The 12,852-nt window shown below is 30.4% G+C and carries 14 protein-coding genes; 9 read left to right on the top strand and 5 right to left on the bottom strand.

Annotated features, from left to right (window positions below):
* Nucleotides 1-16: 16 nt before the first annotated feature.
* On the bottom strand, nt 17-397 hold the full coding sequence (locus tag V8G69_RS09760) for a LysM peptidoglycan-binding domain-containing protein (RefSeq protein WP_394881681.1): 381 nt from the start codon (nt 395-397) through the stop codon (nt 17-19).
* Between the two features lie 297 nt (nt 398-694).
* On the opposite strand from V8G69_RS09760, the gene rpsA reads away from it, so the two are divergent.
* From rpsA to V8G69_RS09785, 5 genes are all read left to right on the top strand, one after another.
* Nucleotides 695-2,536 (top strand): 30S ribosomal protein S1, encoded by a 1,842-nt coding sequence (gene rpsA / locus V8G69_RS09765; RefSeq protein WP_394881888.1) that lies wholly within the window; start codon nt 695-697, stop codon nt 2,534-2,536.
* A gap of 152 nt (nt 2,537-2,688) precedes the next feature.
* Nucleotides 2,689-3,228, top strand: a complete 540-nt coding sequence (gene pyrR / locus V8G69_RS09770; RefSeq protein WP_394881682.1) for a bifunctional pyr operon transcriptional regulator/uracil phosphoribosyltransferase PyrR — start codon at nt 2,689-2,691, stop codon at nt 3,226-3,228.
* A gap of 6 nt (nt 3,229-3,234) precedes the next feature.
* Nucleotides 3,235-4,164, top strand: coding sequence for an aspartate carbamoyltransferase catalytic subunit (locus tag V8G69_RS09775; RefSeq protein WP_394881683.1), 930 nt, complete (start codon nt 3,235-3,237; stop codon nt 4,162-4,164).
* A gap of 1 nt (nt 4,165) precedes the next feature.
* Nucleotides 4,166-4,498 (top strand): ribonuclease Z, encoded by a 333-nt coding sequence (locus V8G69_RS09780; protein ID WP_394881684.1) that lies wholly within the window; start codon nt 4,166-4,168, stop codon nt 4,496-4,498.
* Complete coding sequence (locus tag V8G69_RS09785) at nt 4,499-5,407, top strand: ribonuclease Z (RefSeq protein ID WP_394881685.1); 909 nt, start codon at nt 4,499-4,501, stop codon at nt 5,405-5,407.
* On the opposite strand, the gene V8G69_RS09790 is transcribed toward V8G69_RS09785, so the two are convergent.
* Nucleotides 5,400-5,813: a hypothetical protein gene (locus tag V8G69_RS09790; RefSeq protein WP_394881686.1), complete on the bottom strand. Its 414-nt coding sequence runs from the start codon at nt 5,811-5,813 to the stop codon at nt 5,400-5,402. The two genes, V8G69_RS09785 and V8G69_RS09790, sit on opposite strands and share 8 nt — an antisense overlap.
* Before the next feature lie 82 nt (nt 5,814-5,895).
* Between V8G69_RS09790 and pdxH the strand changes: the two genes are divergently transcribed.
* Both pdxH and V8G69_RS09800 read left to right on the top strand, forming a co-directional pair.
* Complete coding sequence (pdxH, locus tag V8G69_RS09795; protein WP_394881687.1) at nt 5,896-6,543, top strand: pyridoxamine 5'-phosphate oxidase; 648 nt, start codon at nt 5,896-5,898, stop codon at nt 6,541-6,543.
* Nucleotides 6,544-6,708: 165 nt separating this feature from the next.
* Nucleotides 6,709-7,203 (top strand): CAP domain-containing protein, encoded by a 495-nt coding sequence (locus V8G69_RS09800; RefSeq protein ID WP_394881688.1) that lies wholly within the window; start codon nt 6,709-6,711, stop codon nt 7,201-7,203.
* A gap of 95 nt (nt 7,204-7,298) precedes the next feature.
* Here the strand turns inward: V8G69_RS09800 and fumC are convergent, their stop codons facing one another.
* Nucleotides 7,299-8,696 (bottom strand): class II fumarate hydratase, encoded by a 1,398-nt coding sequence (fumC, locus tag V8G69_RS09805; protein WP_394881689.1) that lies wholly within the window; start codon nt 8,694-8,696, stop codon nt 7,299-7,301.
* 208 nt (nt 8,697-8,904) lie between these two features.
* Between fumC and V8G69_RS09810 the strand changes: the two genes are divergently transcribed.
* Complete coding sequence (locus V8G69_RS09810) at nt 8,905-9,546, top strand: peroxiredoxin (RefSeq protein ID WP_394881690.1); 642 nt, start codon at nt 8,905-8,907, stop codon at nt 9,544-9,546.
* 91 nt (nt 9,547-9,637) lie between these two features.
* On the top strand, nt 9,638-9,820 hold the full coding sequence (locus V8G69_RS09815) for a hypothetical protein (RefSeq protein WP_394881692.1): 183 nt from the start codon (nt 9,638-9,640) through the stop codon (nt 9,818-9,820).
* Nucleotides 9,821-9,884: 64 nt separating this feature from the next.
* On the opposite strand, the gene V8G69_RS09820 is transcribed toward V8G69_RS09815, so the two are convergent.
* Nucleotides 9,885-12,410, bottom strand: coding sequence for a TonB-dependent receptor domain-containing protein (locus V8G69_RS09820; protein ID WP_394881693.1), 2,526 nt, complete (start codon nt 12,408-12,410; stop codon nt 9,885-9,887).
* 94 nt (nt 12,411-12,504) lie between these two features.
* Nucleotides 12,505-12,846: an arsenate reductase (glutaredoxin) gene (arsC, locus tag V8G69_RS09825; protein ID WP_394881695.1), complete on the bottom strand. Its 342-nt coding sequence runs from the start codon at nt 12,844-12,846 to the stop codon at nt 12,505-12,507.
* Nucleotides 12,847-12,852: the final 6 nt, after the last annotated feature.

A 12,852-nucleotide genomic window follows, 5' to 3' on the forward strand; every position in this document is an offset into this window, starting at 1 on the left:
AAATCTAATTATAATGTTATAGATTAGGAATAATTAATTCTTGACCCAGATGGATTAAATCAGGATTCTTTAAAATATTAGTATTAGCTTCAAATATTTCTTTGTATTTAGCAGCATTTTTGTAATAATGCTTAGCTATTTTACCTAAAGTTTCACCGCTTTTCACAGTATGCTTGTGGTATAAACTTGTATCTGCGACTGTAATGTTAGCCAAAATATCAGATGGTTTTTCACCACCAATTTCTTTTATTTTATCCCAAAGCAAATCTTTTTCATACTGTGTTTGAGTCATTCCTTTAACTTTTAACACACCGTTTTCTTCGGTAACATTACCATCTTTAATACTTAAGGTTTCACCTAAATCTAAAACTGCTTGGTACTTTGCTTTCATTGTCATAATTTTTACTTTTTTAAGTGTTAATTTAGTTATACTAAGTTAATAATTTTCTTAATTATAATTGTTAATCAATAGTTAAGTTTGATTTTTAAAAATTTTTGACACAAAAAGGTATTTAAAGTCACATTAATTTATTCATTCATTATTAGGTAATTAAGCTAAGAATATATATTTTTGCACTCCTTTTAGCGAATTGATGGAAAGAGAAAAGGAATGAAACTAAAAAATAACAACACTTCTGTGTGTTTATCGCTTAAATCTTCCGTAACATACAGAATACAAAAATTTAATCAGCACATGGCTGAAAAAGCAAAACAAGCTGAAGTTGAGGCTGTTGAAGCAGCAACTGTAGAAGTTCCAGTAGTATCTGAAGCTCAAGCAAATCCCGAAAAATTCTTAAAAGATTTTAACTGGCACAATTACCAAGAAGGTATTGATGAAGTTGATGACAAACAGCTTAAAGAATTTGAAAAATTAGTAGCAGAAAATTTCGTTGACACTCTTAATGATGAAGTTGTTATTGGAAAAGTAGTTCACATTACAGATCGTGATGCTATTATTGACATTAACGCAAAATCTGAAGGTGTAATCTCTTTAAACGAATTTCGTTACAATCCTAACTTAAAAGTTGGGGACAAAGTAGAAGTATTAATTGACGTACGTGAAGATGCAACTGGACAGTTAGTATTATCTCACAGAAAAGCTAGAGTAATTAAAGCATGGGATCGTGTTAATGCGGCTCATGAATCTGGTGAAATCGTTAATGGTTTTGTTAAATGTAGAACTAAAGGTGGTATGATTGTAGATGTATTCGGCATCGAAGCATTCTTACCAGGTTCTCAAATTGATGTGAAACCAATTAGAGATTACGATCAATTTGTAAATAAAACTATGGAGTTTAAAGTTGTGAAAATTAACCACGAATTCAAAAACGTAGTAGTTTCTCATAAAGCTTTAATTGAAGCTGATATTGAAGAACAAAAGAAAGAAATCATTGGTCAATTAGAAAAGGGTCAAGTACTAGAAGGAGTTGTTAAAAACGTAACTTCTTATGGTGTATTTATTGATCTTGGTGGTGTTGATGGTTTAATTCACATTACAGACTTATCTTGGTCTAGAATCAATCATCCAAATGAAATCGTTGAACTTGATCAAAAACTTAATGTTGTAATTCTTGATTTTGATGAAAACAAATCTAGAATCCAATTAGGATTAAAACAATTAAGCAAACATCCTTGGGAAGCTTTAGCCGATACTGTAAAAGTTGGAGATAAAGTAAAAGGAAAAGTGGTTGTTATCGCAGATTACGGTGCATTTATTGAAGTTGCTGATGGTGTTGAAGGTTTAATTCACGTATCAGAAATGTCATGGTCAACTCACTTACGTTCAGCACAAGATTTCGTTTCTGTTGGAGACGAAGTTGAAGCAATCATCTTAACTTTAGATAGAGAAGAGCGTAAAATGTCACTTGGTATCAAACAAATTACTCCAGATCCATGGACAGATATTACTGGTAAATATCCAGTAGGTTCTAAACATGTTGGTGTGGTTCGTAACTTTACAAACTTTGGTGTGTTTGTTGAATTAGAAGAAGGTATTGACGGATTAATTTATATTTCTGATTTATCTTGGACTAAGAAGATTAAGCATCCAAGTGAATTTTGTGCTGTTGGCGACAAATTAGATGTTGTTGTATTAGAATTAGATGTTGAAGGACGTAAATTAAGCTTAGGTCACAAACAAACCACTGAAAATCCTTGGGATGTTTATGAAACAGACTTCGCTTTGGATACAGTTCATACAGCTGAAATCACTGATATCGTTGATAAAGGTGCAACAGTTGAATTTAACGAAGATATTGTAGCATTTGTTCCTACTCGTCACCTTGAAAAAGAAGACGGTAAAAAACTTAAAAAAGGAGAATCTGCTGAATTTAAAATCATTGAATTCAATAAAGAGTTTAAACGTGTAGTAGCTTCTCATACAGCAATATTTAAAGCTGAAGAAATAGCTAATGTTAAAGCTGCTGCTAAAAAAGTAGCTGATCAAGCTGCTGAAGCTAAACCAACTATTGGTGATGCTAACGAAGCTTTACAAGCTCTTAAAGATAAAATGGATGGGAAAAAAACTAAAAAATAATTTGATTATTTTTTAATTCTCAATCTTTATAAATTAGAAGCCTTCAAGAAATTGAAGGCTTTTTTTATTTAACCAGTTTTTAAACTAATATTTAACCTAATATTTTTAAATTTTTACATTACATTTGTATTCCAGATACGTTTGGATAGTATATGAGTCAAAAAGTTTTACTTAACGAAAAAGAGGTAAACATCATTCTTCACCGATTGGCTTGTCAACTTATTGAAAAACATAACGACTTTTCAAATACCGTTTTAATCGGATTGCAGCCTCGTGGCGTTTTTTTAGCGAATAGAATTGCTAAAATTTTAAAAGACGATTATAAAGTTAAAGACATACAGTTAGGGTTTTTAGATATCACTTTCTTTAGAGATGATTTTAGAAGAGGAGATAAGCCTTTAGAAGCCAATTCAACCCTTATAAACTTCATTGTAGAAAATAAAACTGTTGTATTTATTGACGATGTACTTTATACAGGAAGAAGTATTAGAGCAGCATTAACTGCGATACAATCATTTGGAAGGCCAAATGAAATAGAGCTATTAACACTAATTGACAGACGTTTTAGCAGGCATTTACCTATTCAACCAGATTACAGAGGCAGGCAGGTAGATGTAATAAATGATGAAAAAGTAAAAGTAAATTGGGTTGAAAATGACGGAGAGGACTCGGTTTACTTAATAAATAAATAATGACCCATGAGCGAGTTAAGTGTGAATCACTTATTAGGAATCAAATATCTTAACAAACAAGATATTCAACTTATTTTTGAAACTGCCGACCACTTTAAAGAAGTGATCAATAGACCGATTAAAAAAGTTCCTTCACTCAGAGATATTACAATTGCCAATTTATTTTTTGAAAATTCTACCAGAACAAGGCTATCGTTTGAACTGGCAGAAAAAAGGTTGTCAGCAGATGTCATTAATTTTTCTTCTGCACAATCATCTGTAAAAAAAGGAGAAACACTTATTGATACGGTTAACAATATCTTATCAATGAAAGTTGACATGGTTGTTATGAGGCATCCAAATCCAGGAGCAGGTGTATTTTTATCAAAGCATGTAAAAGCAAGTATTGTAAATGCTGGAGACGGCGCACATGAACATCCAACGCAAGCTTTATTGGATTCTTATTCTATAAGAGAAAAATATGGAGAAGTTAAAGGTAGAAATATTGTAATTGTTGGAGATATTTTACATAGTCGCGTAGCTTTATCAAATATTTTTGCCTTACAACTTCAAGGTGCAAATGTAATGGTTTGCGGACCAAAAACTCTGATTCCTAAATATATAGATAAGTTAGGTGTTAAGGTTGAATTAGATTTAAGAAAAGCATTGAACTGGTGTGATGTGGCAAATATGTTGCGCGTTCAAAATGAAAGAATGGATATAAGCTATTTTCCAACAACCAGAGAATATACTCAGCAATATGGTGTTAATAAAGAGTTTTTAGATTCTTTAGATAAAGAAATTACCATTATGCATCCTGGGCCAATTAATAGAGGTGTTGAAATTACTAGTGATGTGGCTGATTCCAAACAATCAATCATTTTAGAACAGGTACAAAATGGTGTTGCAATACGAATGGCAGTTATCTACCTATTAGCATCAAAAATTAAGCATTAATATGATTTTAGATCAAAACGGAAATATTTCACTCATTACTCAAGAAAAAGCAACTCCTGTTGAGTTAGTTAAAAAAATAAATGACGTTTACTCAAAGCTTAAAAACGATAATATTATTCTGAACTTAACAAGTTTAAATAAGTTAAATTTAACCGATCTTTTAGAATTTTTAGAGCTTTCGGATGACCATAGAAAATCAAAACATTCTTTTGTTATTGTTTCAGATAAAATAGATTTAGATGAAACTCCAGATGAAATAGTTGTTGTGCCTACTTTACAAGAGGCATATGATATTATTGAAATGGAAGAGATGGAAAGGGATTTAGGTTTTTAGATGAAACTTACAATTTTAGGCTGTTACAGTGCGACTCCAAGAGAATTAACAAACCCAACTTCGCAAGTCATTGAAATTAAAAAACATATGTTTTTAATTGATTGTGGAGAAGGAACTCAAGTACAGTTAAGAAAGCATAAAATAAAATTCAATAGAATTAGGCATATTTTTATCTCTCATTTACATGGAGACCATTTTTTTGGCCTGGCTGGATTAATTTCAACTTTTAGATTGCTTACAAGAGAAGCAGATTTGCACATTTATGGTCCAAAAGGCATTAAAGAAATCATCACGCTTCAAATGAAGCTTGCCGATTCATGGACTAATTATCAACTTATTTTCCATGAGTTGGTTTCAACAGAATCTGAGTTGATTTTTGAGGATGATGAAGTTGAAGTCTATACGATTCCTTTAACTCATCGAGTTTATACTAATGGTTTTCTTTTTAAGGAAAAGGAAGGCGAGCGTAAATTAAAAATGGAAGCGGTATTAAAAAAAAATATAGATACTGCTTACTACAGAAAATTAAAGCAAGGTTTTGATGTAATAAATGAAGATGGTGAGCTTATCCCAAATAAGTTGGTGACAAAATCAGGAAAAAAACCTATGAGCTACGCTTTTTGTAGCGATACGGCTTATAAAGAAGATATTGTTCCTATTATAAAAGATGTTGATGTTTTGTATCATGAATCTACTTTTTTAGAACAACATGAAAGATTAGCTGATCCAACCAAACATAGTACTGCAAAACAAGCAGCTAGTATTGCAAAAAAGGCAAATGCAGGCACATTAATTTTAGGGCATTATTCAACAAGATACGGGAGTTTAAACGACTTTAAAACCGAGGCACAAACTATTTTCAATACTGTTGAATTAGCTGAAGATGGTAAAGTGTTTGAGTTTAATTAAATTCTTTTAGGTTTTTCATCCAATGGATGGCTTCATCTAAATTGATACATCTCTTTATGCTTTTGTTAGAAAATTGTTTTTCAAGAGTTGCGTTCTTATAACTAAAATCATTATAATAAATTATAGCACTGGCTAAAATAATTCCATATTTTTTATCAACTTTTTGCCAAGAATAAGGATCCACAGAATATGAATGTATTCTATTTGAAATATATCCCAATTGAATACCGTGTCCATAAAATTCAATAAGCTTGGACATTACCAGTTTTATTTTTTCCCAATCAAAATGTTCTCCTTCATTCAATTCTGCCACAAAAAAATATTTACACAAATAAAAATTCCCAAAAGAAAAGACTAGTTTTTTATATTCTAGTTCTTTACAATATTTACTGTCTTCGAAACGCATTGCTATTAATTATTGTTTAAATTTATATGATTTTTATTGAACCCTAAAGCAATTAGTTTATAATTATATTCAAAATTTCATAATGAATACAGACTTAAGTAATTACAGAAAATCGTATGAAAAGGAACAGCTGCTTGAAAGTAATATAAGCGATAATCCTATGGAATTATTTCAAAAATGGTTCTATGAAGTTGATACTAATTTTGAAGTTGAAGAAACAAATGCCATGACTATTTCCACTATAGGTTTAGATGGTTATCCAAAGAGTAGGGTAGTACTTCTTAAAAGATACACTTACGAAGGATTTATATTTTATACTAATTATAATAGTGAAAAAGGAAAGGCTATCGAGCAAAACCCAAATGTATGTTTATCTTTTTTTTGGAATAGTGCCGAACGACAAATAATTATAAAAGGAAAAGCCGAAAAAATCTCTGAAAACTTAAGTGATGGCTATTTTGAATCCCGCCCACGAGGCAGTCAGTTAGGGGCAATAGTATCCAATCAAAGTGAAGTTATTAAAAACAGAGATATTTTAGAAAACAAACTCGTTAAACTTGAAAAAGAATTTGAAGGCAAAGAAATACCAAGACCAAATTTTTGGGGAGGATATTTAGTAAGACCTGTAGAAATTGAGTTTTGGCAAGGGAGACCTAACAGATTGCATGATAGAATTAGATACCAACTACAAGACGATTATAATTGGAAAATTAATCGATTATCTCCATAAAAATCGGATGAAATACTGAAAAATATATTTTTGAAACGCATTTCATCGATTAAAAACATAAAAAATCGATTATCTGTTTGTTTTTTATCGATTTTAACATTTTTTTAACATTTGCTTCGGATTAAGTGATTTAAATTTATTGAACCAAATCTAAATTACTTAACCATGAAATCATTAACCCGACTACTTTTGCTAGTATTATTGACTAGTTTTAGTTTTTCTTGTTCTACTGATAGCTTAGATGATAATGCTAATGCTTTAAATGAAAATCTTGTTGTTCCTGAAGCAAAAACCATAGAAATTCAAATTTTAGAATTAATTAACAATCATAGATTAAGTCTAGGATTAAATCCTCTTGGTAAAATGGATATAATAAAAGGTCAGGCTTACACACATACAGAACATATGGTTATTGAAAATGAAGTGTCTCATGATAATTTTTACTCAAGAAGTAATTATTTAAAGGCAAATGCAGGTGCTAAAACAGTTTCAGAAAATGTGGCTTACGGATATACACAAGCATCATCAGTGGTTAATGCTTGGTTAAAAAGTGATTCCCACAGAGAAAATATAGAAGGAGATTATACAAATTTTGATGTATCAGCTGAACAAAATACAGAAGGAGATTGGTATTATACTAATATTTTTATTAAAAGATAAATTAAGGTATATTTTCTAATATAAATCCAATAAAAAACCTCTCAATTTAATTGAGAGGTTTTTTTATATAATAAGATAAGATGCTCTTGAACTTTTTATTTTAATCCACCAACCATCTCTTCAGGTTTAACCCAAGCATCATAATCTTCAGCAGTAACATATCCTAAATTTACTGCTTCTTCTTTTAATGTGGTACCATTTTTATGAGCTGTATTAGCGATTTCAGCAGCTTTATAATATCCAATTTTTGTATTAAGAGCAGTTACAAGCATTAATGAATTATTTAAAAGCTTGGTTATTACTTCACGATTTGGCTCAATACCTACAGCACAATGTTCATCAAAACTCATACACGCTTCACCAATTAATTGAGCAGATTGTAAAACATTTGCTGCCATAACAGGTTTAAATACATTTAATTCATAATGGCCTTGCATTCCGCCTACAGATACAGCTACATCATTACCAATTACTTGAGCACAAACCATAGTTAAGGCTTCACATTGTGTAGGATTTACTTTTCCAGGCATTATAGAACTTCCAGGTTCATTTGCAGGGATTGTGATTTCACCAATACCGCTTCTTGGACCAGAAGCCATCATTCGAATGTCATTAGCAATTTTATTTAAAGATACTGCTAATTGCTTTAAAGCACCAGAAGTTTCAACTAAAGCATCATGGGCTGCAAGTGCTTCAAATTTATTTGGCGCACTTGTAAAAGGAAGTTCAGTAAATTTTGCAATATATTCAGCTACACGTTTGCTATATCCTTTAGGGGTGTTTAAACCAGTTCCAACTGCAGTTCCTCCTAAAGCTAGTTCGCTTAAATGAGGCAATGTGTTTTCTAATGCTTTTAAACCATGATCTAATTGAGCTACATAACCAGAAAGTTCTTGTCCTAAAGTTAAAGGGGTAGCATCCATAAGATGGGTTCTACCAATTTTTACAACACTTTTAAATGCTTCAGATTTTTTCTTTAAGGTATCACGCAATTGTTTAACTCCAGGAATGGTAGTTTCAACCACTTTTTTATAAGCAGCAATATGCATCCCTGTTGGAAACGTATCATTAGACGATTGAGATTTATTTACATCATCATTAGGTTGAATTACTTTTTCTCCTTCACCAATAACTTTTCCTGCTAATTGTTGCGCTCTGTTTGCAATAACTTCATTTACATTCATATTGCTTTGTGTACCAGAACCAGTTTGCCAAATAACTAACGGAAATTGGTCGTCAAGCTCTCCTTTTAAAATCTCATCACAAACTTGCGCAATTAAATCGCGCTTTTCTATTGGTAAAACACCAAGTTCACAATTTGTAAAAGCAGCAGCTTTTTTTAGATATGCAAAGCCATAAATAATTTCTAAAGGCATTGATGCTGACGGACCAATTTTAAAATTATTTCTTGAACGTTCAGTTTGTGCTCCCCAAAGTTTATCGGCAGGTACTTTTACCTCACCCATAGTGTCTTTTTCTATTCTAAAATTCATTTTAAATATGATTTATATACATACAAATTTACGCTTTTTGAAATTCATTTTTTAAGGAATCATAGTTTATTTATTCTATTTTTTAACCATAAAATAATGTTAACACATCTAATTTATACCAAAAATTAGGTAATTTAGTATCACTCAAAAGCAGGCTTATTCAAAAGCAAGCATTTTTTAAAATTAATAATCAAAAAAATATATTAAAATGGCAACAATTAGATTAGGAGACGTAGCACCAAACTTTAATGCAAATTCAACAGAAGGAGAAATCAATTTTCACGAGTGGCTTGGTAATAGTTGGGGTATTTTATTTTCACATCCTGCCGATTACACACCAGTTTGCACAACAGAATTAGGAACTGTTGCTAAATACAAAGCTGAGTTTGACAAAAGAAATGTTAAAGTGGTTGCACTTAGTGTTGATGGTGTTGAATCACATAATGATTGGATCAAGGATATAAACGAAACACAACATACAACTGTGAATTTTCCAATTATTGCTGATGAAGACAGAAAAGTTTCAGAGCTTTATGATATGATTCATCCTAATGCGAATGATAAATTGACTGTGCGTTCTGTGTTTGTAATAGGCGATGACAAAAAAATAAAGTTGATAATAACATATCCAGCTTCAACAGGTAGAAATTTTGATGAATTACTCAGAGTTATAGACTCTTTGCAATTAACTGCTTATCATAAAGTAGCTACACCTGCAAATTGGAAAAATGGTGAAGACGTTGTTATTTCTCCATCTGTAACCAACGAGCAGATTCCAGAGTTTTTTCCAAAAGGGCATAAAGAGATAAAACCATATTTAAGAATCACTCCGCAACCAAATTTGAATTAATAACTGTGTTAATAAATCTTAAATTAAGTTTTGTATAAATACATCGTTTACCTTATATTTGCTTCAAATTTTTAAAAAAGCATTTGCAATTATGTTCACGTTTGACCAATATTTAGGATTTTTAGCATTTTTAACTATATTAACTATAGGTTTTTGGTTAATGATATTTTTAATAACTTTTGTAATTCCTTATTGGATCTTTGGCGCATCTATTGAACGCTTAAAAGAAATAAGAGCTGAAAAGAAAGCAAAAAGAGAAACTGTAATTCATTAATTGAATATATAAAATAAAAAAGGAAGCTAATTTAGCTTCCTTTTTTATTTTATATATAATTTTTTTATCCTTCCATATCAAAATCTTCTCCACCATTTCCACGTCCGCCATTTTCACGGTTTCTCTTTTTCTGTTGGTTAAATCTATACGTAAAGGAAACATTATAGGTTTGTCCTCCTCTAAACTGCATGTCTCTTGTGCTAAAAAAGGTATCGGTATTTGTTTCTCCTTTAAATCGTCTACTATTAAATAAATCACTAATGTTGAAAGCTATTGAAGCTTTCTCTTTAAATAAATCTTTACTAAAAGCTAAATCTGTAGAAAAAATTCCATTTCTAGTGTTTTGTGCATCTTCACTAGGGCCTCTATAATTTAGGTTTGTTTGCCAATCTATATTACCAGGAAGTGTGTATTTATTATTTAAGCGTATATTCCAACTAATATTATCTGCGTCATAATTAACGCCTTGATAATCACCTTTTGTAACAGATTTGAAGAAATTGAAATCTGTATTCATGCGCCATTTTTTAGTTGGGTTATAATTTAAATTAAACTCAAAACCATAGCGGTCATTCGTTGCCAAATTAATTGGTGTTCTTTGTACTACAGGTATTTCTTGATTGTTTATTAAAACGGTTTCCCCAGTTTCAAAACTTACCCAATTACTGTCATTTTTTTCATGCTGATAATAAATGGATGTACTTAATGTAAATTTATTAAATTGATTTAAATACCCTAAATCAAATAAACCAGAATAACTTGGGTCTAAATCTGGATTTCCTTGAAATATATTAGTAAGACTGGTTCTAGAAGGAAATGGATTTAAATGATGTCCTCTTGGTCGTTGTAATCTTCTACTGTATCCTAATGTAAAACTTTCTTTTTCACTCAGTTCATAGCTAAAATTAATTGTTGGAAATAAGCCTGTAATGTTTTTCTTTTTAAAATCACCACTTGTGGGTTGATCAATAGTGGTTTGGGTATTCTCCATACGTAAACCTAATAGATAGGAAAACTTATTTATTTTACTTCCAAACTGAGTGTATAAGGCATTTATATATACTTTGAAATTGAAAATATTAGAAAGATTAGTATCAATTTCAAAAGCATTTGTATTTGTATTTAAAAGTTCAACGGTATAGTCAGTTGTTTTTGTGTTAAAATTACCTCTATAACCAATTTCAAATTGACTATTTTCTCCAATTGGTAATACATAATCTGATTGTAATAAAATGTCTTGTTGGTCATCTAAGGTTTTAACATTTTCACTTTCAATATTTTCACTTATTATCAATGATTGTTTATCTTCATTACTGTCTTCGTATTGAAAATCAAAAGTAAGTTTATGGCCACTTGTTTTAAAATTCTTGGTGAAATTAGTTGAATATTGAATGGTTTTACTACTACCGTTTTCTGGATCTAAACGATTACTTTCTCCAGTAAAATTAAGATTTTCATCAAATTGCAATATTTTGTTTTTAGAATCTTGAGAATTGTCAGAATCTCTGTAGACCAATGAGGTTGTTAACGATGCAGAATCATTAATATACCACTCAAGCCCTGTATTAGTAGTTATTCCCTTTCTTGCATTGTTCCAATCTCTTTTTTCATCTACATAATTTCCTATATTTTTGTATTGAGTATTGGTATATGAGTGACCTATGGATTCTCTATAATTGTAACTTGAAGTATTAAAAAAGTTAACATTACCAGTTCTATAATTTACATTTCCAGAAATTCCAGCAGAATTTGGGTGACCAACATTTGCCGTGATAGCACCATTAAAACCTTGTAGTTTGCTTCTGCGTAAAATAATGTTTAAAATTCCTGCAGTCCCTTCAGATTCATAACGAGCCGAAGGTGATGTTATAACTTCTACACGTTCAATGGATTCGGCTGGAAGTTGACGTAAAGCATCGGTAGAATTTAAACCTACTAATCCAGATGGTTTACCGTTAATTAAAATTCTTACATTATCATTTCCTCGTAAAGCGACGTTACCTTCAACATCAACAGATACTGATGGTATATTGTCTAAAACATCACTTACAGTTCCTCCTCGAACAGTTAAATCTTTTCCTACGTTGTATATTTTTTTATCTAATTTAAGCTCAACAGTAGTTCTCTCTGCTATTACTTCAACGGCCTGAAGCGCTTCTAAGTTAATTTCTAAATAAAAATTACCAATATTTTCATCCTTATTTATTACTCTGTTTTGAATAGTTTGTTTTTTATAAGAAATATATTCTATTAAAATATCATAAACACCAACTTTTACTGGTATGCTGAAATGACCTTTAGAATCTGTAATGCCTCCAGTTTCTATTTTATTTTCTTTCTTATTAAAAAAACTTACAGTAGCATATTCTAAAGGATCATTGGTTTCACTATCAAACACTGTTCCTGTAATGGTTACATCACTAAGTATTGTTGTGGTATAATTTGTTGATTTTATATCATTCTGTTGTGAAAGACCAGTGTTAATTAAAGGTGAATATTTAAGATTGCCTGATTTTTCAGATAATGATTGAGAATTCACCAAAGTAGAAAACGATAGGGTAATAATTGTGGTTAGGAGTATTTTATACATTTATAATTTTTAATATAAGACTGTAAAAATATTCTAAAGTTTAAGCTGTATTGGTTAATGTTTTGTTAAAAGAAAATGTTTAAAAATATACCAATTATAATATGTCGATTATTTTTTCAGATGGTCTTCCAATGACTGCTTTATCACCATTTATTACAATTGGTCTTTCAATTAATTTAGGGTTTTGTACCATTAAACTAATAATATCAGAATCGGTTAATGTTTTGTCTTTAAAGTTTTCTTTCCAGACAGATTCATTTTTTCTGATCAATTCGATAGGTTTAATACCTAGCTTTGATATAATTTCTTTTAACTCTTTTTCATCAGGAGTATTTTCTAAATAATTAACTACTTCAAATTCTTTACCGAAATCTTCTAAGAGTTTTAATCCAATTCTAGATTTACTGCATCTATTGTTATGATAAATTTTGATCATGAGTAT

The organism is Gaetbulibacter sp. M235 (assembly GCF_043876835.1).
Lineage (GTDB): Bacteria > Bacteroidota > Bacteroidia > Flavobacteriales > Flavobacteriaceae > Yeosuana.